This window comes from Rhodococcus sp. G6(2025), assembly GCF_058628105.1.
On record NZ_CP179750.1, the window covers coordinates 6,682,925 to 6,705,211 of the forward strand.

Genomic DNA, 22,287 nt, shown 5'->3' on the forward strand with positions numbered 1-22,287 from the left:
TCCTCAGATGTGTACGGCGACGGGGGCGAACAACCCCGCGTCCATCAGGCGTGGGTTCGTGATGATCGGACGGAATCCCATGTGCGGCAGAATGTCCCGATCGATGTCGATGCCGGGTGCGATCTCGACGAGTTCGAGGCCGTCCCGGGTGAGGGCGAAGATGGCGCGTTCGGTGACATAGACCGCCTCACGTCCCTCGCGGACGGCGAGAGCACCGGAGTAGGTGACCTGATCGACACGGTCGACGAACTTCGGCACCGAGCCTTCGTGCCGGATCACCAGTTCTCCTCCGACGATCTCGACGTCCAGGCCGCGGGCGGTGAACGTTCCGCAGAACACGGCGCGCGGCGAGTTCTGGGAGATGTCGATGAACCCGCCCGGTCCGACGATTCCGCCGCCGATCTTGCTGACGTTGACGGCGCCGGTGGAGTCGACCTCGGCCATGCCGAGGCAGCTGACGTCGAGCATTCCGCCCGAGAACAAGTCGAACTGGGTGGTCGACGAATGCACGACCTTCGGTCCTCGCGCGGCCCCGAACAGATCGCCGGAGACGGGGATGCCGTCGATCAGCCCCTGCTCGATGGCCAGGGTGATGTCGTCCAGCCGATCCTGTTCGGCGAGCGCGTCCACGACCAGCGCGGACACCCCGAAACCGACGTTCAGGACGTCACCGTCCCGGACCTCGGCGGCGGCCCGCCGGGCGATCAGCATGCGGATCGGGTCGTGGTTCGTGGCACCGAAACCGGAGTTCGCCGCGTCGCCGGAGAGTTCCGGGTCGAATTCGCCCGCGTACGTCTGCCATTGGGTCGGCGCGTGGACGACGTCGTCCACCAGGACCGCCGGGATGTGCACGAGCCGCGGATCGATCGGCCGGTCCAGCAGGTTCTTCACCTGCACGATGACCCGGCCGCCGCTCGCCTTCGCCGCCTGAGCGACGGCCAGCGCGTCGAGCTGGGCCGCCTCGCCCGAGCACGTGACGTTCCCGGACGGGTCGATGGAATCGCCGCGGACGATGGCCACGTCGACGGGAAACGGCTTGTAGCGCAGGTACTCGCGGCCGTCCAGAGTCAGGAGTTCGACGAGGTCCTCGGTGGCGGACGGCGTGAACTTGCCCCCGCCGTGCCGTGGGTCGACGAAGGTGTCGAGACCGGTCGCGGTGATGAGGCCCGGCCGGCGCGCACCGATCTCCCGCAGCAGCTGACTGATCGCGCCGCCGGGCCACGCGTACGCCTCGATCTCGTCGTTGCGAACGAGGTCGATCATGGTCGGCGACCACGTCCAGTGCCCGCCGATGACCCGCTTGACCATGCCCTTGTGCGCGAGGTGGTTGGTTCCGCGGCTCACCCGGTCGCCGATGCCGAGGGCGTGCACGATCGTGAGTTCCCTCGGCGATCCGGTCGCGAGGAAGCACTCCTCCAGTGCCTTCAGGACGGTGTCCGGTTCGAGGATCCCGCCGCCCGAACCGGTGAGGGCGATGGTCGCTCCTGGCGCGATGTCGCTCACGGCTCGTGTCGCGGTGGTCAGTGTCCAGCGCCTCGAGGCGGCACCCGTTCCAGGCTGTGTCATATCCGCTCCTGTAAATGCTTACATTCTGCCAATCGGCCCATTAACGCTATGGACCTCGGTGATTGACACAGTATATTGTGAGCTGCACAACATCAAGAAAACGATTACAGGAGATTTCATGGCTTCGATCCTGCTGCCCGATCGCCACGGTTCGCCCACGACTCTCGCGTTGAACGCACCCGCCCGGCTGGACACCCGGTCCACGCCGCCGAGCAGCAGGGCGGTGTACGCGGCCTCGCACGTGGTGGCCGATCCGCTACGGGCGTCCGCGGAGAATGCCGCGGATCAGATCGACTGGGACGCCACCCTGCAACTGCGCCGCGACCTGTGGTCGCTGGGGCTCGGGGTGGCCGAGTCGATGGACACCGCCCAGCGCGGCATGGGGCTCGACTGGGCCGGTGCCCGGGAACTCGCCGTCCGCACGCTCACCGACGCGAATGCGGTCGGCGGGAAGGTGGTCGTGGGCGTGGCCACCGATCAACTGAAGACCGACACCCCCACGCTCGACGAGATCCGCGACGCCTACCTCGAGCAGGTCGAGGCGATCGAGTCCGCCGGCGGCGAGGTGGTGCTGATGGCGAGTCGGCACCTCGCCCGCGCCGCCACCGGCCCCGACGACTACCTCGCCGTGTACGACGCGGTGCTGTCGGCGGCCACCCGCCCGGTCGTCCTCCATTGGCTGGGCTCGGTGTTCGACCCCGCCCTCGACGGGTACTGGGGCTTCTCGGAGCCGGTTGCCGCGATGGACACCGTCCTGCAGATCATCACCACACATCACGAGCGCGTACGCGGCATCAAGGTCTCCCTGCTCGACCCCGCGCTCGAGATCGCCCTGCGCAACCGGATGCCCGACGACGTTCGGGTGTTCACCGGCGACGACTACAACTACGTCGACCTGATCGCCGGCGACGGCACCCACACCAGCGACGCCCTGCTGGGTGCGTTCGCCGCGCTCGGCCCGTTCGCCTCCGCCGCGTTCGCCCGGCTGGACGACGGCGACGAGCAGGGGTTCCGGAACATCCTGGGCCCCACCGAAACCCTGAGCCGGTTGCTGTTCGCCGCCCCGACGCAGTACTACAAGGTCGGCGTCGCGTGGTTGGCGTACCTGAACGGCAAGCAGGACCACTTCCGGATGATCGGCGGCTTCGAAACCGGCCGCAGCCTCACCCATCTGGCCGAACTGATCCGCGCGGCCGACGCGATCGGCCTGTTCACCGATCCCGACTTCACCGCCGCACGGGCCTCGGCGTACTTCGCCGTGCACGGAATCCGCTGACATGGACCTCGCGCAGTGCAGTCTCAACTCCGTCACCGTCAAGGGTGCCGGCCTCACCGAGGTCGCCGACCTCGCCGCGCAGTGGGGATTCGGCGGCGTCGGCCTGTGGCGGGACGTCCTCGACGGCGTGGACCTGGTGGCCGCGTCGGCCCGGCTCCGGCGGTCGGGGTTGCGCGTCACCAGCGTCTGCCGGGGCGGGATGTTCCCGCAACCGACCGCCCGGCTGCGGCGAGAAGCCATGGACGACAACCGGGTGGCGGTCGATCAGGCCCATGCCCTCGGCGCCGACTGCCTCGTGCTGGTCTGCGGCGCCGCTCACGGCGACCTGGCCGGCGCGCGGCGGCAGGTCCACGACGGCATCGCCGAACTCGAGCCGTACGCCCGCCAGGCGGGGGTGCGGCTCGCGGTCGAGCCGATGCACCCGATGATGGCGTCCAGCCGGTCGGTGATCACCTCACTCGGCGAGGCCAACGACCTGGTCGAGGCGATCGGATCCGACATCGTCGGGATCGCGCTCGACTCGTATCACGTGTGGTGGGACGCGGCGCTGCCGCAGCAGATCACAAGGGCAGGCGAACGCCTGTTCTCGGTGCAATTGGCCGATTGGGTCACCCCGATCCACGGCGAACTCAGCAGCCGCGGCATGCCCGGCGAAGGGTGCATCGACATGACCGGATTCGTCGCCGACTGCCGGAACGCCGGCGGCTACTCCGGGCTCGTGGAGGTCGAGATCCTCAGCGACCGCTGGTGGGCCGAGGACCCGAAGGAGGCGGTCCACGCCGCGGCGAACGGCCTCGCCGCTGTCTGAAACCCGGTTCAGCTCGAGGCGGGCCCCGTCGACTCGCGAATGACGACGTCGGCGGGGATCAGCGGCGGAGACGTGGTGGTCTCGTTGTTCAGGGCCGCGCGCATCAGCGACCACGCCTGGTCACCCAGGTCGATCTTCGGGCTGACCACCGTGGTCAGGCGCGGCGCGAGGTGACGTGCCATGTCGATGTCGTCGAAGCCGGTGACCGAAATGTCCTCGGGGACGCGGAGTCCGCGCTCACGCAGTTTCGAGATGACGCCCAGCGCCGTCAGGTCGTTGAAGCAGACGAGAGCGGTCGGCTCGTGCGTGAGTGCTTCTTCCACCACGTCGTAACCACCCTCGATGGTGCCGTCCGACGGCACCGCCGTCGCCTCGATCCCGAGCACCTTCGCCATCTCGATGGCCCGCCACCGTTCGCGGTTCTGCCAGGCCAGATCCGAGCCCTTCACGTAGACGATCCGGCGATGGCCGAGCTTCGCGAGATGCCCGCACAGCTGCATCATGGGGGTGAAGTTGTCGACGGCGACCATGGGGAGATCGACTTCCAGCTCGACCCGGTTGACGAGCAGGACGGGCGTCGACTGCTTGGCGAGTTCCTTCAGGCCACTCGTCGGAATCCTCGACGAGAGCAGCACGAGGCCGTCGACCTGGCCGAGCAGGTCGAGTGCGGTGGCGAGTTCGTCGGCCGCGTCACCGGAGTAGTCGGCGACGAGCATGCGGTATCCGTCGGCGGTGGCGCCGTGGTGCATCTGCTTGACGACGTCGAAGAAGTACGCGTTGGCCAGGTCCGGCAGGATCACGCCCATGTTCCGCAGCGACCCGAGGACGAGTCCGCGGGCGGCGGTGCTGGGCCGGTAGGACAGCTCGTCGGCGACCTTGTGGACCCGGGCCGCGAGATCCGGGGTCACCGACGAGCTGCCGCTCATGACACGGGAGACGGTGGCGATCGAGACCCCGGCCGCCTTCGCTACGGTGTTGATCGTGACGCGACGGCTCGCGGGCACTCGGGTCTGATCAGCCATCGCTGCCTCTACATCTCTCGTCGCCATTGCTACCGTCTACCACCTCGGTGGGTGGAAACGCTTACAGCGTATCGCGAAGACGGCCCCGGATCACGCGGACGCTCACTCCTTGCGCAACAAGGCGCGCGTCCCGAGCAGTTTCCGCGAGGTCAGCAGCACCTTGACGTGCTTGCTGCCGTTCGATTCGAGTTCCTCGACCGCGCGACCGAACTCGTCCAGCGGGAACGTCGCGGTGTGCAGCGGTGACGCGTCCACCTTCCCCGATTCGAGGAGTTCGGCCGCGTCGACGAAGTCCTGCCGGACGTAGTTCCGGCAGGCCACGACGGACAGTTCGCGGGCGTAGAGCGCGCTGTAGTCAAGGGTCAGTTCGTGCCCCGGTTTCGCGGACGCGATTGCCACGTACCGGCCGCCCGGCGCGAGGACCCGCAGCGCCAGCCGAGACGAGTCCTCGGTGCACACCGTGTCGTAGACGAGATCGACCGAATCCGTCCGGTCCCGGAGCCAGCCCTCGAGCGCGGCCCCCGAGCCGGTCGTGAAGTCGCTCATCCCGCACGCCAGGGCAGGCTGCTCCCGTTCGGTGTAGCGATCGACACCGAATACCCGGACGCCTCGGCTCCGGGCCACCAGCGTGGTCGCGAGACCGATCGCACCGGTCCCGATGACCAGCGCGGTGTCCCCCTCCGACGCGCCGCCGCGCCGGACCACATGAACTCCGACGGCAAGCGGTTCCACGAGGGCCCCGAAACGCTCCAGCACCGAGTCGCTCACCGGCACACACTGCGTCTCGGGAACGACGAACTCCTCACTGAAACACCCGCGCGGGTCGGACAGGCCGAACACCCGGATGCTCGGGCAGTTGTTGATCCGGCCGTCGCGGCAGGCGCGGCATCGGCCGCATCCCGTGGTCGGGTAGACCATCACCGGCTGACCGACCGTGAGACTCGTGCCCGGACCCACCCGCGCCACACGTCCCGCGCATTCGTGGCCGAGCACCGTCGGATAGGCGGCGACGGCGTTCCGGCCACGCAGGTGTGACAGGTCGCCGCCGCAGATCCCGGCCGAGTCGAGAGCGACGAGCACCTCCCCCTCGCCGGGCGCCGCGACGTCGCCGTGGTCGAGCCGGTAGTCGTTCGGGCCGTCGACCCGAATACTCAAGACTGACATGCGCTTTTCCTTCCCTCGAAGACACTGACAGGCATCGTGCCGGCCGCGGCGGACCGGTAGGCGGCGTCGATCACCGCTTGCACGGGCAGCCCGGACCGGGCGACGGACAGCGGCGCCGCGCCGGACGCCCAACTGGTGAAGACGTCGTCGTACAGCGACCGGAACCACGCCGTCATGGACAGCGGGTCCGGGCCGGACGCGTCGACGGACCCGCCGACGACCGGGCGGACGCTGTCGTCGATCTGGACGAGCGAATCCCCCACCAGCCGTATCTGTCCCGCGTCGCCGTAGAGGTGAATCGTCTCGGCTCCGCCCGGCCACGCGGCCGTGCTCGCCGTCACCGACGCCGCATGGGTGCCGTGGTCGATCAGGAGGTGCATCGTGTCCTCGGCCTCGAGCCGGCCTCGGCTGGTGGAAGCCGCGGCCACGACACTGCGCGCCGGGCCGGCCAGCGACAGGTACAGGTCGAGGGTGTGGATGGCCTGGGTGATCAGCACTCCGCCGCCGTCGCGGTCCCAGGTCCCGCGTCCGGCCTCGGCGTAGTAGGAGTCGGGGCGCCACAGCGGGACGGTGACGGTCGCCGAGCGGAGGGTGCCGATCGCGCCGTCCGACAGTAGTTGCCGGGCGCGACGCGCCGCCTCCTTGTAGCGGTGTTGCAGCGTGACCACGGCCCGCACACCGGACCGCTCGGCGACGTCGACGATCGCCTGCGCTTCGTGCAACGAGGCCGCCAGCGGTTTGTCGATCACCAGGTTCAGGCCGCGCTCGGCCAGTGCCGACGCGACGGCCAGGTGACTCGACGGCGGCGTGACAACCACCGCCGTGTCGGCGTCCAGGGCTACGGCCGCGTCGAGGCTCGGGAGTATCCGTGCCTCCGGTGCCAGCCGGCGTGCCGCCGCCGCCCTCGTCTCGTCGCGCGTCACCACACCGACCACGTCGGCGCCGACAGCCCGGAGTGCCGTGAGATGCGCGGCGCTCGCGAGTCCGGCGCCGATCACCACGACGCGACGGGTCACGATGCGGCCTCGACGGACGTGCGCGAACCCACGCTCCGGCCGAGGGTCTCGGGAAGCAGGGCGATGCCGATCAGCCCGACCACGCTCAAGCCCATGAGGTAGCTCGCGACGAGCCAGGGCGTTCCGCCCGCGACCGCGACGAGGGCGGTGGCGACCAGCGGGATCGTGCCGCCGACCACGGCAGCCGGGATCTCCCGGGAGATCGCGATGCCGCTCCACCGGATCTTGGTGGGGAACAGTTCGGAGAGCAGCGCACCGCCCGGACCGGACGTCGTGCCCTGGACGAGGCAGATGCCGAGGATCAGCGCCAGTCCGACCATCCACGGTGACCGGGTGTCGAGCATCATGAACATCGGGAACGGAAAGACGATGCCGAAGATGGCGCCGGACAACAGGACCGGCTTGCGGCCGACTTTGTCGGCCAGGCGGCCGAACCCGATGATGACGGGAATGGCGCAGAACTCGGCGACGATCAATCCGATCAGGGCCTGAGTGGAATCGACGCCGAGGGTCTTGGTCACGAACGAGAGCGCGAAGACCTGCATGACGTAGGCCCACGGAATCACGAAGCTGAACAGGGCGAGTCCGCACAGGATCTGCCGCCAGTGGTTGCGGACCGCCTCGACCAGCGGTGCACGGTCGACCTCGCCGTGCTGGGCGGCCTCCTTGAACACGGCGGTCTCGTTCACCTTCAGCCGCAGATAGCCGGCCACCAGGACGATGACGGCGCTGGCCAGGAACGGAATACGCCAGCCCCAGGACAGGAACTGGTCGTCGGGCATCAGCGTGAGCAGCGCGAAGATCATGGTGGCGCCGCCGGTGCCGACGTAGATCGCGGCTCCCGGATAGGCGCTGGAGAGAGCGCGGCGGGAGCTGTCCGTGGATTCGGTGACCATCGTGATCGCCCCGGCGAACTCGGCGCCCGCGCCGGCGCCCTGGAACAGGCGAAGCACGATGAGGAGGATCGGCGCCCAGATGCCGATCGCGTCCGCGGTGGGCAGCGCACCGATCAGCGTCGTCGAGGCGCCCATGACGAGCAGTGTCATGAGGAGCATCGGCTTGCGGCCCAGCCGGTCGCCGAAGTGCGCGAACACCAGCCCACCGATCGGGCGGGCGCCGAGCCCGACGGCGAACGTCCCGAAGGCGGCCATCGTGCCGGCGAGAGATCCCGCCCCGGGGAAGTAGAGCGGCCCGAAGACGAGGGCAGCGGCGAGACCGTAGAGCGTGAAGTCGTACCACTCGATCACGGTTCCCGCCGCGCTCGCCTTGATCACCCGGCGGCGCTGCTGCCCTGCCGACCCGTGCGGCACCGCGGTCGACCGCTCGGTGCCGAGTTCGGTCATGCCCATCGAGAACTCCTGACTGTGAAGGGAAACTGCCGGAACCCGACTACTATGACCCACGTCACCAAATTTGTAAACGCTTTCTCGACTAGGCGGGTTGATTCCCGTTTCCACAGTTCACAGCAATATCCTCGACGTTTCCCGGCTAGTCCCGGTCAGATACCGCTTTCATCATCGACGCGGGACGCAACCGGCCCCGCGGTCAGGCCGGACCCATGTCTGCCGATCGCCAGTGCTCGGGACGGAGGTAGATGGCGACCTGTTCACCGAGTTCGGCCCGAGCGAAATCGAGGTAAGCGTCGACCTTCTCCGGCGCGAGGTAGCGCTCGGTGACCTCCCGCAGCATGTCGTCGGTTCCCGGGACGGTGCGCGTCACCGCGCCCTCGACGGAGACGTACCGGACGGTGGGGTCGACCCGCTCGGCCATCATGGTGAATCGCCCGGCCGCCTCGATGAGGCGCGCCTTCTCCGAACCGGCGCCGGTCAGTACCCACAGATCACCCCCCGGGGCGTACTGATACCAGATCGGGACCGTCAGAGGTCCGCGGTTCTCACCGGCGGAAACCGACAGCGCCGCGATGTGCGGCTCGGACAGGAACTGTTCGCGCTCGGACACAGACAATGGCATGACCTCGACGATAGGAGCCACCACCGACAGATTCCGGGGCCCCGCACCGGCGCGGCGGACCGATTGAATGGAACCTGGCGGTTCGAAACGGTTAGATGGGACCTGAGGTTCCGGACAGTGCAGCGTCGTACGTCGAAGTGAACGGAGACAAAGATGCCAGGCCCAGTCGCGAGATTGGCACCCCAATCAGTCCTCACTCCGCCCAGCCCTGCCTCCCTGTTCCTGGTGCTCGTCGCCGGGGACTCCGACGACGCCCGCACGACGGTGTGCGATGTGATCTCCGGGATCGACGGACCGCTCAAGGCGGTGGGATTCCGCGAACTCGCCGGCTCGCTGTCCTGCGTGGTCGGTGTCGGTGCGCAGTTCTGGGACCGCGTGAGCTCGTCGTCCAAGCCGGCGCACCTGCATCCGTTCGTCCCGCTGTCCGGGCCGGTCCACAGCGCGCCCTCCACGCGGGGTGACGTCCTGTTCCACATCAAGGCCGCCCGCAAGGACCTGTGCTTCGAACTGGGCCGCCAGATCGTCTCCGCGCTGGGCTCCGCCGCCACCGTGGTCGACGAGGTGCACGGCTTCCGCTATTTCGACTCCCGCGACCTCCTCGGATTCGTCGACGGCACCGAGAATCCCACCGACGACGACGCCGCGGACGCCGCACTGATCGGCGACGAAGATCCCGACTTCCGGGGCGGCAGTTACGTGATCGTGCAGAAGTACCTGCACGACATGAGCGCGTGGAGCACGCTGAGCACCGAGGAACAGGAACGGGTCATCGGGCGCACCAAGCTCGAGAACGTCGAACTCGACGACGACGTCCAGCCCGTCAATTCGCACGTCACCCTCAACACCATCGTCGACGACGACGGCGTCGAGCACGACATCCTCCGCGACAACATGGCTTTCGGCAGCCTCGGCGAGGCTGAATACGGCACCTACTTCATCGGGTACGCCAAGGATCCCGCCGTCACCGAGCTGATGTTGCGACGCATGTTTCTCGGCGAACCGCCCGGCAACTACGACCGCATCCTCGACTTCTCCACGGCGGCCACCGGCACGTTGTTCTTCGTGCCGAGCCGGGATGTGCTCGAATCGCTCGGCGACGAGCCGGCCGACGCGGAGTCGGCACCCGAAGACCCGGTCGGGCCCGCCGCGGCCGGCCCGTACGACCTGTCCCTGAAAATCGGTGGTCTCAAAGGAGTATCGCAATGAGTGATTCGAGCAATCTGCACCGCAACCTGGCACCCGTCACCGAGGTTGCCTGGCAGCAGATCGGCGAAGAGGCCGCCCGCACGTTCAAGCGCCACGTCGCCGGTCGACGCGTCGTCGACGTCGCGGGACCGTTCGGATACTCCTACTCGGCCCACAACCTCGGCCGGGTCACCCCGATCAAGACGTCGGACAGCAGGATCCGCGCACAGCAGCGGCAGGTGGACCCGCTCGTCGAACTCCGGTTCCCGTTCACCCTCAGCCGGGCCGAGGTCGACGACGTCGCCCGGGGTTCCCTCGATTCCGACTGGCAGCCCGTCAAGGACGCCGCGAAGGCCGTCGCGTTCGCGGAAGACCAGTCGATCTTCCAGGGATTCGACGAGGCGGGCATCCGCGGACTCGGACCGTCCAGCGACAACCCGGTTCTCAGTCTGCCGGAGGATCCGCTGCTCATCCCCGACGCCGTGGCGTCCGCGCTGTCGGCGCTGCGACTCGCCGGTGTCGAGGGACCGTATTCGGTGGTACTCGACGCCGACGCGTACACCGCGGTCAGCGAGACCCGCGACGAGGGACATCCCGTGTTCCACCACCTGCGTGACCTGGTCACCGGCGACATCATCTGGGCACCCGCCATCAGCGGTGGGTACGTGCTGTCCACCCGCGGTGGCGACAACCAGCTGACCCTCGGCACGGACCTGTCGATCGGCTACGACAGCCACACCGCCACCGACGTCACGCTCTACCTCGAAGAGACGTTCACGTTCGCCTCGCTCACCGCGGAGGCTGCGGTCGTCCTCGCACGCTGACCCCCGGCCGGGGTCGTCAACCGCCGAACAGCAGGTACAGCCCACCGAAGGTGTACGTCACCATCGTGAACAGCAGTGCCAGCTGCCCGGTCAGCTGATGACCCCGGGGCAGGACCCGTACGGATTTGTCGTGTGCCGCAATCACTCCGAGGACGTGCCCGGCGAGGACGCACAGCACCTTGATCGACGCCGTCGCGGCCGGGTGCTCGGACAGCACGTACCAGACCTCCGCGTCGCCGAGTCCCAGCGGGTTCCACCCCCGACCCATCGGGTCGGCCAGCAGGATCACCGTCGCCTGACCCTTCTCCACGAGATACGTCAGGTAGTGGGCGAAGACGTAGCCGATGATGATCGGGATCAGCGAATGCGACAGCAGCCCAGGGAGGGCGGCGCGCTGCTCCGGCCGCAATCCGCCCGCGGCCCGCGAGGCCACCCAGAACGACACCCCGACGAAGCCGATGAACGCCAGGAGCCCGGCGGTGCGCGCGAGAGTCGCGCCGATCGGGGAACCGATTCCGTCCACCAGCCGCGCCCACCACGGGAACGCCGAGAAACTGTCGAAGGCCGTGGATCCCAGCAGCGTTGCCATCAACGCGACGGAGCCGGCACGAACGGGCATCGATCCCAGGTGGTCCAGCGGATTGCGCAGCACGATCCGGCCGTCGTGCCGATCCCGGCTCAGTGGAGACAACCGCGACGCCAGCGTGCTGTACACCTCGAACGGATCGCCGCGCTCACACCAGCGCTCGCCGCAGGTGAAGGCCCCGGCCGTCGTGACCACGACGTACATCAGCAGCCAGGTACGCACGGCGGCAACGGAACCCGGGTCGCCGGAGGCGAGCTCGAGCCAGACGAAGGCGAACAGTCCCGCGACCGCGGGCCAGTACCCCCACGAGTTGCGGTACCGCGCAGTGCCTTCCGTCGGGGAGCGCCCGATCACCGCGCACACCGATCGGTGAAGCGTGCGGACCGGGGAGAGCACTCGCCACACCGGTCCGAACGCCAGCGACACCGCGACCAGTCCCACCCAGAGCAGCACGTAGAACACGCCCGGCAGGGCATTCTCCGAGGACTCCGAGGGTCCGAAGAACGCCGCGAGCGCCACCCACACCGCGAACACCAGACCGAACGCCGCCAGCACGTTCCGCGTGATCGGCGCGTCGGCGAACCGCGTCACCCAGCCGGGCAACCGGTGCCCGGGACTGTCCGGGTCCAGCTTCGGTGTGCGCCACGCGAACGCCAGGACCACGAAGGAGACGGTGAGCGCCCAGCTCGCCCCGATCAGCGCATACGTGAACGGGATCGGAAGGTCGGTGGATCCGCCGAGGCCGTGCGCGAGAACAACGGTCATGGACGCACGAGCAGGGTGGCCACCGTCGTACCCGCGTCGTGCAATTCCACCGCCACCTGGCCCGGAACGTCCACGGAGAACTGGGTTTCCTGGGTTCCGGGGTGAATCTCGAACGAATGCTCCGGCACGGCGTGCACGTGCAGTTCGTCGTCGGCGTCGCTCTCGATCCGCACGGTGACGGTCTCCCCCACCGCGGCCTCGATGCGCTCGTTGCTCGGTGTCACCGAACCGCCGTCGATCACGACGTTGATCACGACACCGTCCTCCGTTGCCGGCGTGTCGCTGTCGCCTCCACAGCCCGACACCAGGGCGGCGACGACAGCAGGTACCACGACAACTCCGGCCAACCGCCTGATCACCTAATTCTCCTCGTCTTTCTCACTCGGGCCGTGTTTCGCGTTCTCGGCGTTCTCGGCGTTCTCGGCCGCTTCCGCCTTGCGGTCCCGGACCGCCAGGTAGATGACCAGGCCGGCCACCAGGAACGCAGGGACGAACGCGGGAATCGCCAGCAGCACCGAGTGATCGGCGAGGTAGACGACGTCCGGGCCGTTCACCGGATTCATGTCACCGTCACGTCCTCGCGGGTGCCGGTGGCCGCCTGCCCCTGCGTGTACTTGCTGATCCGGCCCGCTCCCCAGGCCAGCGCGGTGATCAGCGCAAGAGTGCACACGAGCACGACCAGCGACGCGGCACCGAACAGCCAGGACGGGTGATCGAAGTTCCGCTCCCGCTGCAGGATGGTGATTTCCGGGACGAAGTCACGGGTCGAGGACGCGACGGCGGGGAGTTCCTCGGCTCCGATGCCCGGATCGCTGGGCAGGTAGATCGGGACGGCCGTCATCGTGCGCCCGTCCTGCACGCGCAGCAACGTCTTCCACGTTCCGTGGACCGGCACCGGTTCGTGAGTCCGGTAGGTGCCGGGCCCGGTGCGTTCGAGTCGGTCGACCGTGAATCCGTTGCCCAGTCCGGTGCCGCCCTGCCAGGACAGAATGGACACCCAGGCGGGATTGTCACTGGCGAGATCAGGTGGGTCGATACGCACCTCCGCGTCGACCATCCGGCCGCCGTCCGGCGCGGCCTCCGTGAGAGCGATTGTCGCCGTGGCGTTGTCCGGGACGGTCGCGACGAGTCCGTTGGCCGTGGCCCCGGCGATCACCACGACCGTGGCGACGACGATGGTGCGGCTGATCGCGGGACGCGGAAGTCCCTCGGATCGGAGCACCCGCCCGAGCAGGGCGCCGCAGGCCCCGGCCGCGATGCCCACGGGCACGGCCATGGCCAGCGCCTCCGGCCACATGCTGGTGGGCCAGGGGTAGATGTACACGGCGTCGATCCACAGCGACTCGAGCCACAGCCCGACCGTCGCAACGAGAAGTCCGCCGACGGCACCGAAGGCCACCCGATTCTTGATCAGCGGTGTCAGGGCGAGCAGTTCGATCAGCACCGCAGCGCCGAGGCACAGTTCGAACACGTTCGTGGGGGCGCCGAGAACCGGTCCCACCATCAGTGCCGTGATCGCACGCACGACGCCGGCCACCGCCACGGCCACGATCGCCGCGAAGGGTCCGAGAACAATGCGTGCCGCCACCAGGGTGAACGCGGCCGCGCCCGCGATCATCATCGGTTGCAGGACGAGGCGGAATTGTTCGACGCCGAAGTCGTATTCGATCTGGAAGACGGACAGGCCGATGAGCAGGCCACCGAACGTGCCGCACCGCAGGAACCAGATCAGCCTGCTGTCCTGCTTCGTGTCACCGGGGGTCGCCATCCGGCCCTCGTAGTCCAGGAGCAGGACGCCGATCAGCGACAGCCCCGCACCGCCGATCAGCATCAGGTGCGTCGGCCCCCACAGCGTGACGTCCTGACCGAAGATCCGGTGCCAGACATCGTCGAGGGGGAACCCGATGAGGGCGTACAGCCCCGCCCCGGCCACCAGGACGCCGCCGACCGGGACATACCAGGTGCGGGTGATCTTGATCGCCGCCGGACCGGGTTTCTCGTCGCGCGGAAGGATCATCGCCAGCATCCCGGTGATGAACAGCAGGAAGAGTCCGACGAGGATGAAGTAGTGCGCGGGGTTCGCGAGCGGCCCGTCGTCGCGGCCTCGCCCGATGTGCAGGCTGACGTCCCAGATGAAGCCGAAGAACGCCGTCAGTATGGTCCCGACGAACGTCACCAGGGGCAGGGCCACCCACGGGGGCCGGTCGAGCGCGCGCGCCGCCGTATCGGCGGTCGTCTGCAGCCACGTGATCTTGCGTGTGCGGTGCAGGTATGCGATCCACAGCAGACCGACGGTGATGATCGCCGTCGCCACCGAGATTCCGATGATCTGATCGAACGCCGCACCGCCACCCTCTCCGCCCGATTGGGCAAGAATGGGTGAACTCGGAGTAACAGTAACTTGGCTCACGTGGTGATTATGTGCGCCTCGTGCCGAAAACGCCAGACCCTCGACCCGGCACACGGCGGTTCGTAGGCAAATCTATTCAGATCTGCGATCAGACGTAGATATGGCTAGATTCCTCTATCGAAGCCTCGACCAGCGATAACTGCCACCGCCCGCACGTGCAGCCGAGGTACGTGACGACTCCCGTGCTCGTCCGATGCCGAGATACTTCCTGCCAGTCGTGTTCGTGATGTTCGCTCATGCACCCAGCATGATGTAATGGCATTGTGCATCTCAACCCTTACGGCGAATACGCGGTCACACTCGCCGCCGACCTCGCGAATCACCCACCCGACTCGACCGGCGACCTCGTCGACCGATGCGTCGACGCCGGCATCGTCGTCGACTTCCCCGTCACCGACGACGACCTCGCCGACGTGCTCGCGATGCTCGACCGGTGGGCGTCGATCGCGGACACCACCAGCGACGAAGCCCGGGCCGAACAGGTCAACCTCATGCTCACGAAGGCATCCGCCTACCCGCGACTGACCAACCACGCCGGCGACGGCTGGCACCTCCACTACCGTGACGACCAGCAGTCGCTGGCTGGCGTGCTCGAGGCGCTCTTCTCCGTCGGCACCGCACTGCACCTCGTCGGCCGCGGCATGCACCGGCTCGGCCGCTGCGCACTCGAGGAGTGCACCGCCATCTACGCCGACACGTCCCGCAACGGCCGTCAGCGGTACTGCTCACCGAAGTGCGCGAACCGGGACGCCGTTCGACGCCACCGGGCGCGCTGACACTTGGTCAGTATGCAATCGACGGCTCGCCGTCAGTGAGCGAAATCTTCCCCCGTGTACTCCCGCTTCTCCACCTGATCCGCCTGCACCACAGTCGGATAGAAACGGTACTTGAACGCCCGCTTCACCACCCTCCCCGCCATAACCCAGACACTAGCCACACAGTCCGACAAAACCAGATCGGCTATCCCGGACCTGAAGGACCGGGTTTGCGCCGAAAGATTCACGAATCACCGCCTCGATGCCGTAAGGCCGTTCGGCCGGCGGCTGCGTGAACTCGACGACCCTGGCGACCAAATCCCGGTACGTCTCGTGACAGTCGGTGGTGGTCAACCCGAATCTGCCCATCGTCCCGCTCTCGAGCGACCGGCGGACCGCGTCTGCCATGTCGGCGTCGAGGGGGCGGCTCTTCTCCGAAATTGCGGCGGTCACCGGCGGTCGCTCAGCCGTGCATGAACACGTGGCACCCGGGATGCGCGGCGCCCCGTGCTCGGCGAACTTCGCCTGATACACCGACGGCGACGCGCCGACCAGCTGGCGGAATTTGGACACTGAACGACCCGAGGCTGGTGTACCGACGAGGCGGCAGATCTCGGTGACCGTCAGGTTCGCGCTCGCCCGACCGCTGCCATGCCCCCAGTCTGGCAGTGGCTACCGACTCGAGGACAGGAACGCCGTCGACCCGGACAGGTCGCCGGGGCGGTGACTGCGCGAGTGCACGAGCCCGCGGCGTTCGAGGATCGGCCGGACCCCTTCGCCGAAGTTGAAGGCCTCTTCGAGGTGCGGGTAGCCGGAGAGGACGAAGTGATCGAGTCCGAGCGCCGCGTACTCGGCGATGCGGTCGGCGACCTCCTCGTGGGAGCCGACCAGCGCGGTGCCTGCGCCGCCGCGGACCAGCCCGACACCGGACCACAGGTTGGGGGCCACCTCGAGGGCACGCACTCCGGCGTCCTCGGAGTAGGCGCTTCCCCCGCCGTGCAGTTCACGCATGCGGCGCTGACCTTCGGAACCCGACCGGGCGAGGCTCTGCTGTGCCTGCTCGACCGTCGCCGGGTCGAGGGCGGAGAGCAGGCGGTCGGCCTCGGCCCACGCCTCCTCGGACGTGTCGCGGCTGATCACGTGCAGCCGGATGCCGTAATCGAGCGTGCGGCCCTGGACGTCGGCGAGGTCGCGGATCCAGGCGATCTTCCCGGCGACGGCGCTCGGCGGTTCACCCCAGGTGAGGTAGGTGTCGGCGAACTGGGACGCGACGGTGCCCGCGGCCGGCGACGAACCGCCGAAGAAGATCGGCGGCACCGGGTCGGGGATGCGCTGCAACTGGGCGTTCTCCACCCGGATGTAGTCGCCTGCGTAGTCGACCGGTCCGGTTCCCGCCCACAGCTGACGGATGACGTCGAGGAACTCGCCGCAGCGGGCGTAGCGCTGGTTCTTGTCGAGGTAGTCGCCGTAGGTGCGCTGCTCGTGGTCCTCGCCGCCGGTGACGACGTTGAGCAACAACCGCCCCTGCGACTGCCACTGGAACGTCGCCGCCATCTGCGCGGCCAGCGTGGGACTGAGCAGACCCGGCCGCAGCGCGACCAGAAATTTCAACGTCTCCGTGGTCTCCAGCATCATGGCCGTGGTGAGCCAGGCGTCCTCGCACCACGCGCCGGTGGGCGTCAGCACCGATTCGAAGCCGTTCGACTCCGCCGCCGCGCCGATCTGATTGAGGTACCGCAGCGTGGCGGGACGGTCTCCTGCCATGGAACTCCCGTGACCACCCGCCATCAGGTTGCGGGAATCACCGTAGGTGGGAAGGAACCAGTGGAAATGCAGAGACACGCGCGATCCTCTTGTCGACGACAGATGGGCAGCGCAGGCCAGTTCATCAACGACGAAGCCGGGGCGCGAGGGTTTCGATCACCGTGATTCGGAATCGTGCCCGACCGCAGCGGGCAGGGTTACGGTCGCCGCGCTATGACTACGCTGTCCGACGCCCCGTACACACCTTCGACCGAGTCCGACCTCGAGCGGCGCAAGCGGCTCCGCACCGTCGTCGCCGCCAGCCTCCTGGGGACGACAGTCGAGTGGTACGACTTCTTCCTCTACGCGACGGCCGCCAGCCTGGTGTTCAACCAGCTGTTCTTCCCCGATCAGAGTTCGTTCGTCGGCACCATGCTGGCGTTCGCCACGTTCGCGGTCGGTTTCGTGGTCCGGCCGATCGGCGGAGTCGTCTTCGGCCACATCGGCGACCGCATCGGACGCAAGAAGACACTCGCGCTCACCATGTTCATCATGGGCATCGCCACCGCTCTGATGGGTGTGCTGCCCACGGCCGCGCAGGTCGGGGTGATCGCGCCGATCCTGCTGCTCCTGCTGCGCATCCTGCAGGGGTTCGCACTGGGCGGTGAATGGGCGGGCGCCGTGCTCCTCGCCGTCGAACACAGTCCCGCGAAGAAGCGCGGCATCTTCGGCAGCATTCCCCAGATCGGCCTGGCGCTGGGCCTGGCCCTGGGCACCGGCGTCTTCGCCGCGTTGCAGGTGATCTTCGACGACGCCCAGTTCCTCTCCTACGGGTGGCGGATCGCCTTCCTGCTCAGCCTGATTCTCGTATTCGTCGGATTCGTGGTCCGGCTGAAGGTCGAGGAGACCCCGGCGTTCCAGGAAGTGCACGACCTCGCGAAGCGCTCCTCCGCTCCGCTGAAGGACGTGTTCCGCGGCCGGGTCCGCCGGGGCACCCTCCTCGGCCTGCTCTCGCGCTGGGGTGAGGGCGCCGCGTTCAACACCTGGGGCGTCTTCGCGATCACGTACGCCACCAAGAATCTGGAGTTCGCGAAGATCCCCGTCCTCCTGGTCGTCACCGTCGCCGCGACGGTCATGGCCGTGCTCCTGCCGTTCTCCGGTCTGCTGGTCGACCGTTACGGCGCCAAGAGGATCTACCTCGTCGGGATCGGGGCCTACGGGCTCGCGGTCTTCCCCGCGTTCGCCTTGTTCGGCACGGAGAATCTCATCCTGTTCGGTGTCGCGATGGTGCTCGTGTTCGGCGTCGTCCACGCCCTCTTCTACGGTGCGCAGGGCACGCTGTACGCGAGCCTATATCCCACCGAGATCCGCTACACCGGCCTGTCCGTCGTGTACCAGTTCTCCGGAATCTACGCATCGGGCATCACGCCGATGATCCTCACCGCCCTGATCGCCGTCGCCGGCGGAACTCCCTGGCTGGCCTGCGGATACCTCGTCGCCACCTCGGTCGTCAGCGTCGTGGCGACGGCCCTGATCCGAAAGCAGGACCTCTACCTCTGAGACCGCAGAATTCTCCGAACGGGCTCTGACAGCCGAGTTCGATACACTGGTGTATCCGATACGCTAGTGTATCGACGGCTGCTGTCGACCCGATCGGAGGAGGGCCCATGCCGACGTCGCCGGCGCGCTCCACCGAGCCTGCCACCGACACACCCCGCCGGGTGACGAAACGGCGAGGCCAGACACGCCGGCGTCTGCTCGACGCCGCGGTCGAGGTGTTCGCCGAAAACGGCTTCGGACGGTCGACGGTCGAGCAGATCTGCGAACGCGGTGGCTACACCCGCGGCGCCTTCTACTCCAACTTTGCATCACTGGACGAGATGTTCTTCGCCATGTGGGAACAGCGCTCCAGCGCGATGCTCGCACAGATCCGGCTGGCCGCCGACTCGTCCAGCATCGACCTCGCGGGGCTCACGCCTGCCGAAAAACTGCGCGCCGGCACCGAACTGGTGCTCGGCGTCGTCCCCGTCGACGACCAGTGGTACCGGATCAACGCGGAATTCACCGCCCACGCCCTGCGCAACCCGTCGCTGAAGAAGGCCCTCGCAGCACGTGAGGACACGATTCTGGCGACCATCGTGCCGATCCTCGAGAAGGCGCTGCACCGGCTCGGGCGCCGCGTCGTCGGCGATCCGCGGGTGCTCGGCCGCGCGCTCGTGGCCCTGCACGACGGCACGAGCGTCCAGTGCCTCATCGAGGACGACGACGCGTCTGCCCGGGAACTACGTCTCGAATTGTTCACCCACGTCGTGGCCGCGTACACCGAACCCGACACCACCCACACCCACACACACCGGAAAGAGGGGTCCTCGTGACCGAACAGGCTGATGTGATCGTCGTCGGCGCCGGACTGGCCGGACTCGTCGCCACCTACGAGATGGTCAAGGCGGGCCGGAAGGTCCTCGTCGTCGACCAGGAGAGTTCCGCGAATCTCGGCGGGCAGGCCTTCTGGTCGCTCGGCGGCCTGTTCCTCGTCGACAGCCCCGAACAGCGGCGCCTCGGCATCAAGGACTCGTACGAACTGGCGATCCAGGACTGGATGGGCACCGCGGCCTTCGATCGAGCCCGCGAAGACCAGTGGCCGCGGCTGTGGGCCCAGGCGTACGTCGAATTCGCCGCAGGCGAGAAGCGGCAGTACCTCCACGACCTCGGGCTGCGGTTGATGCCGAACGTCGGGTGGGCCGAACGCGGACGCGGATCCGCACTCGGACAGGGCAATTCCGTTCCGCGCTTCCACATCACCTGGGGCACCGGTCCGGGGGTCGTCGAAGTTTTCCTCACCCGCGTGATGGCCGCGTCGAAGCGGGGCCTCGTCACGTTCAAGCATCGTCACCAGGTCGACGAGATCGTCGTCACCGACGGCGCCGCCACCGGCGTGCGCGGCACCGTCCTCGAACCGTCCACCGAAGCACGCGGTGTGAAGAGTTCGCGGACCCCGGTCGGGGAATTCGAATTCGCCGCGCAGGCCGTGGTCGTCACGTCCGGCGGCATCGGCGGCAATCCCGAACTGGTCAAGAAGAATTGGCCCGCGCGCCTCGGCAAGGCTCCCGAGAACATGCTCGCCGGCGTCCCCGCACACGTCGACGGCCGCATGCTCGAGATCACCGAGAACGCGGGCGGCAACATCGTGAACCGCGACCGGATGTGGCATTACACCGAGGGGATCCAGAACTGGGACCCGATCTGGCCGAACCACGGCATCCGCATCATCCCCGGACCGTCGTCGATGTGGTTCGACGGCAACGGCAAACGCCTGCCCAGCCCCAACTTCCCCGGCTTCGACACCATGGGAACCCTCGACCACATCATGAACAGCGGCCACCACCACACGTGGTTCGTCCTCGACCAGAAGATCATCGAGAAGGAGTTCGCGCTGTCGGGCTCCGAGCAGAACCCCGACATCACCGGCCGCGATTTCAAGCTGCTCGCCGAACGCCTCAAGAAGGGCGCGCCCGGTCCCGTCGAGGCGTTCAAACAGCACGGGGCGGACTTCGTCGTCCGCGACAATCTCCGTGACCTCGTCGACGGCATGAACGCCCTCACCCCCGAGGCACCGCTGAAGTACGAGGACCTCGAACGTGAAATCGTGGCCCGCGACAGGGAGGTGAAGAACAGCTACACCAAGGATTTCCAGATCATGGCGATCCACAATGCACGGAACCTGCTGGCCGACAAGATCACCCGCGTCGTGAGCCCCCACGAACTGCTCGACCCCAAGAACGGTCCCCTGATCGCGGTCCGGCTGCACCTGCTGACCCGCAAGACCCTCGGCGGCCTCGAAACCAACCTGGACTCGCAGGTGATCAGGCCCGACGGCACACCGTTCGAGGGTCTCTACGCCGCCGGTGAGGTCGCCGGATTCGGCGGCGGCGGCGTCCACGGTTACAGCGCACTCGAGGGCACCTTCCTCGGCGGCTGCATCTTCTCCGGCCGGGCCGCGGGCCGCGCGCTGGCCCGGCACCTGTAGGCGGCTCCGCCACCCGTGTGGGGTTGACGAGTCCCTGGGCTCGTTAACCACTCACGGGCGCGAGCCTCTCGGAAGCCTCGAGTTCGCGGACCAGCGGCAGGACGTTGGCGCCGAAGTATTCGATCTCCTCCTGGAAGTGCAGGAATCCGCCCAGGATGAGGTCGACTCCGCGGCGGCGGTATTCGACGATGCGCTCGGCGATCTGCTCCGGCGTCCCGATCAACTGGGAGCGGAATCCGTCGTTGTACTGGACGAGATCCTCGAACGTGGAGTCGGCCCACATTCCCGACTTGTCGGCGGTGGACGCGCCGGCCTGCTGGACGGCGGACCTGAATCCCTCGACCGCGGGCTTGTTCGCCTTCTCGATGATTTCGCGGAGGGTGTCGCGTGCTTCCTTCTCGGTGTCGCGGGCGATGATGAATCCGTTGAGCCCGAACTTCACTTCCCGGTTGTGCTCGCGCGCCACCTTCCGCACGTCGACGATCTGTTCGGTGACGCCGTCGTAGTCCTTGCCGTTGCTGAAGTACCAGTCGGAGTACCGGCCCGCGTTCTGCCGTGCGGCGGCGGAGTTGCCGCCCTGGAACAGTTCGGGGTTCGGACGGTCGGGCGTGTTCAGCGGCTTCGGCTTGAGGGTGAAGTCGTGGATGCGGTAGAAGTCGCCGCGGAAGTCGACGTCGTCCTCGGTCCAGATCTTGCGGAGCACCTGCAGGAACTCGGCGCTGCGCCGGTACCGCTCGTCGTGCTCGAGCCACGGCTCCCCGAGATGGGTGAATTCGTCCTTGAACCAGCCGCTCACGACGTTGACGGCGAACCGGCCGTTCGACAGGTGATCGGCCGTGGCCCCCAGCTTCGCCAGCACCGCGGGCTGCCACAGACCCGGGTGGACGGCAGCGATGACCTTCAACCGTTCGGTGGCCAGCAGCAGTGCGAGGCTGAAGCTGGTCGACTCGTGCTGGAACTCTGCCCCGTAGCTGGCCTCGTACCGGACCTGGCTGAGCGCGTACTCGAAACCGTTGTTCTCGGCGGTCTGGGCGAGCTTCTTGTTGTACTCGTAATCCCAGCTGGTCCGCTGTTCGATGTCGGACGTGACGAGCCCGCCACTGACGTTGGGCACCCAGTAGGCGAACTTGATCTGCTCAGCGATGTGTTCGGTTGACATACCCAGCATG

Annotated in this window: 21 protein-coding genes and 1 pseudogene; 8 read left to right on the plus strand and 14 right to left on the minus strand. The window is 67.7% G+C overall.

Annotated elements, in window-relative coordinates; translation table 11 throughout:
• Nucleotides 1-3: 3 nt before the first annotated feature.
• Complete coding sequence (locus ACLIVD_RS30920) at nucleotides 4-1,566, minus strand: CoA-transferase (protein WP_491931169.1); 1,563 nt, start codon at nucleotides 1,564-1,566, stop codon at nucleotides 4-6.
• 118 nt (nucleotides 1,567-1,684) lie between these two features.
• On the opposite strand from ACLIVD_RS30920, the gene ACLIVD_RS30925 reads away from it, so the two are divergent.
• Both ACLIVD_RS30925 and ACLIVD_RS30930 read left to right on the plus strand, forming a co-directional pair.
• Nucleotides 1,685-2,842, plus strand: coding sequence for a dihydrodipicolinate synthase family protein (locus ACLIVD_RS30925; RefSeq protein ID WP_491931170.1), 1,158 nt, complete (start codon nucleotides 1,685-1,687; stop codon nucleotides 2,840-2,842).
• Between the two features lies 1 nt (nucleotide 2,843).
• Entirely contained in the window at nucleotides 2,844-3,650 is an 807-nt protein-coding gene (locus ACLIVD_RS30930) for a sugar phosphate isomerase/epimerase family protein (protein WP_491931171.1), read from the plus strand.
• An 8-nt stretch (nucleotides 3,651-3,658) separates the two neighbouring features.
• Here ACLIVD_RS30930 and ACLIVD_RS30935 read toward each other — a convergent pair whose 3' ends face one another.
• The 5 genes from ACLIVD_RS30935 to ACLIVD_RS30955 form a co-directional block, all read right to left on the minus strand.
• Nucleotides 3,659-4,672, minus strand: coding sequence for a LacI family DNA-binding transcriptional regulator (locus tag ACLIVD_RS30935; RefSeq protein WP_005251307.1), 1,014 nt, complete (start codon nucleotides 4,670-4,672; stop codon nucleotides 3,659-3,661).
• A 102-nt stretch (nucleotides 4,673-4,774) separates the two neighbouring features.
• Nucleotides 4,775-5,827 carry an alcohol dehydrogenase catalytic domain-containing protein gene (locus ACLIVD_RS30940; protein ID WP_418339760.1) on the minus strand — a complete coding sequence of 351 codons (1,053 nt, stop codon included), beginning with the start codon at nucleotides 5,825-5,827 and terminating at the stop codon, nucleotides 4,775-4,777.
• Nucleotides 5,824-6,852, minus strand: a complete 1,029-nt coding sequence (locus ACLIVD_RS30945; RefSeq protein WP_491931172.1) for a Gfo/Idh/MocA family protein — start codon at nucleotides 6,850-6,852, stop codon at nucleotides 5,824-5,826. Before ACLIVD_RS30945 ends, ACLIVD_RS30940 begins: the two co-directional genes overlap by 4 nt.
• Nucleotides 6,849-8,201 (minus strand): MFS transporter, encoded by a 1,353-nt coding sequence (locus tag ACLIVD_RS30950; protein ID WP_491931173.1) that lies wholly within the window; start codon nucleotides 8,199-8,201, stop codon nucleotides 6,849-6,851. The genes ACLIVD_RS30945 and ACLIVD_RS30950 overlap by 4 nt, the downstream gene beginning before the upstream one ends.
• A 196-nt stretch (nucleotides 8,202-8,397) precedes the next feature.
• Nucleotides 8,398-8,823: a pyridoxamine 5'-phosphate oxidase family protein gene (locus ACLIVD_RS30955; RefSeq protein ID WP_491931174.1), complete on the minus strand. Its 426-nt coding sequence runs from the start codon at nucleotides 8,821-8,823 to the stop codon at nucleotides 8,398-8,400.
• Between the two features lie 153 nt (nucleotides 8,824-8,976).
• Between ACLIVD_RS30955 and ACLIVD_RS30960 the strand changes: the two genes are divergently transcribed.
• Nucleotides 8,977-10,029: a Dyp-type peroxidase gene (locus tag ACLIVD_RS30960; protein WP_491931175.1), complete on the plus strand. Its 1,053-nt coding sequence runs from the start codon at nucleotides 8,977-8,979 to the stop codon at nucleotides 10,027-10,029.
• Nucleotides 10,026-10,832 (plus strand): family 1 encapsulin nanocompartment shell protein, encoded by an 807-nt coding sequence (locus ACLIVD_RS30965; protein ID WP_005251300.1) that lies wholly within the window; start codon nucleotides 10,026-10,028, stop codon nucleotides 10,830-10,832. The genes ACLIVD_RS30960 and ACLIVD_RS30965 overlap by 4 nt, the downstream gene beginning before the upstream one ends.
• 16 nt (nucleotides 10,833-10,848) lie before the next feature.
• On the opposite strand, the gene ACLIVD_RS30970 is transcribed toward ACLIVD_RS30965, so the two are convergent.
• Genes ACLIVD_RS30970 through ACLIVD_RS30985 form a run of 4 tightly spaced genes read right to left on the minus strand, consistent with a single transcriptional unit; the run spans nucleotide 10,849 to nucleotide 14,593 of the window.
• Nucleotides 10,849-12,183 (minus strand): hypothetical protein, encoded by a 1,335-nt coding sequence (locus ACLIVD_RS30970; RefSeq protein ID WP_491931176.1) that lies wholly within the window; start codon nucleotides 12,181-12,183, stop codon nucleotides 10,849-10,851.
• On the minus strand, nucleotides 12,180-12,542 hold the full coding sequence (locus ACLIVD_RS30975) for a hypothetical protein (protein WP_491931177.1): 363 nt from the start codon (nucleotides 12,540-12,542) through the stop codon (nucleotides 12,180-12,182). The genes ACLIVD_RS30970 and ACLIVD_RS30975 overlap by 4 nt, the downstream gene beginning before the upstream one ends.
• Nucleotides 12,543-12,746, minus strand: a complete 204-nt coding sequence (locus tag ACLIVD_RS30980; RefSeq protein WP_491931178.1) for a hypothetical protein — start codon at nucleotides 12,744-12,746, stop codon at nucleotides 12,543-12,545.
• On the minus strand, nucleotides 12,743-14,593 hold the full coding sequence (locus tag ACLIVD_RS30985; RefSeq protein WP_283333803.1) for a hypothetical protein: 1,851 nt from the start codon (nucleotides 14,591-14,593) through the stop codon (nucleotides 12,743-12,745). Before ACLIVD_RS30985 ends, ACLIVD_RS30980 begins: the two co-directional genes overlap by 4 nt.
• A gap of 263 nt (nucleotides 14,594-14,856) precedes the next feature.
• On the opposite strand from ACLIVD_RS30985, the gene ACLIVD_RS30990 reads away from it, so the two are divergent.
• Nucleotides 14,857-15,369, plus strand: a complete 513-nt coding sequence (locus tag ACLIVD_RS30990; protein WP_283333802.1) for a CGNR zinc finger domain-containing protein — start codon at nucleotides 14,857-14,859, stop codon at nucleotides 15,367-15,369.
• A 32-nt stretch (nucleotides 15,370-15,401) separates the two neighbouring features.
• On the opposite strand, the gene ACLIVD_RS30995 is transcribed toward ACLIVD_RS30990, so the two are convergent.
• The 3 genes and pseudogenes from ACLIVD_RS30995 to ACLIVD_RS31005 form a co-directional block, all read right to left on the minus strand.
• A complete protein-coding gene (locus ACLIVD_RS30995) occupies nucleotides 15,402-15,512 on the minus strand; it encodes a helix-turn-helix domain-containing protein (RefSeq protein WP_280780490.1) in 111 nt (36 codons plus the stop codon).
• A gap of 10 nt (nucleotides 15,513-15,522) precedes the next feature.
• A pseudogene (locus ACLIVD_RS31000) lies at nucleotides 15,523-15,774 on the minus strand (VOC family protein); the annotation flags it as partial.
• A gap of 246 nt (nucleotides 15,775-16,020) precedes the next feature.
• Nucleotides 16,021-17,190 carry an LLM class flavin-dependent oxidoreductase gene (locus ACLIVD_RS31005; protein WP_283333801.1) on the minus strand — a complete coding sequence of 390 codons (1,170 nt, stop codon included), beginning with the start codon at nucleotides 17,188-17,190 and terminating at the stop codon, nucleotides 16,021-16,023.
• A gap of 135 nt (nucleotides 17,191-17,325) precedes the next feature.
• On the opposite strand from ACLIVD_RS31005, the gene ACLIVD_RS31010 reads away from it, so the two are divergent.
• From ACLIVD_RS31010 to ACLIVD_RS31020, 3 genes are all read left to right on the plus strand, one after another.
• Nucleotides 17,326-18,651, plus strand: coding sequence for an MFS transporter (locus ACLIVD_RS31010; RefSeq protein ID WP_283333799.1), 1,326 nt, complete (start codon nucleotides 17,326-17,328; stop codon nucleotides 18,649-18,651).
• Nucleotides 18,652-18,758: 107 nt separating this feature from the next.
• On the plus strand, nucleotides 18,759-19,466 hold the full coding sequence (locus ACLIVD_RS31015) for a TetR/AcrR family transcriptional regulator (protein WP_283333798.1): 708 nt from the start codon (nucleotides 18,759-18,761) through the stop codon (nucleotides 19,464-19,466).
• Nucleotides 19,463-21,118 (plus strand): FAD-binding dehydrogenase, encoded by a 1,656-nt coding sequence (locus ACLIVD_RS31020; protein WP_280780495.1) that lies wholly within the window; start codon nucleotides 19,463-19,465, stop codon nucleotides 21,116-21,118. Before ACLIVD_RS31015 ends, ACLIVD_RS31020 begins: the two co-directional genes overlap by 4 nt.
• A gap of 43 nt (nucleotides 21,119-21,161) precedes the next feature.
• On the opposite strand, the gene sfnG is transcribed toward ACLIVD_RS31020, so the two are convergent.
• The gene (gene sfnG, locus ACLIVD_RS31025) at nucleotides 21,162-22,277 is read right to left on the minus strand and encodes a dimethylsulfone monooxygenase SfnG (RefSeq protein WP_105415672.1); all 1,116 of its coding nucleotides are present in this window, start codon (nucleotides 22,275-22,277) and stop codon (nucleotides 21,162-21,164) included.
• Nucleotides 22,278-22,287: the final 10 nt, after the last annotated feature.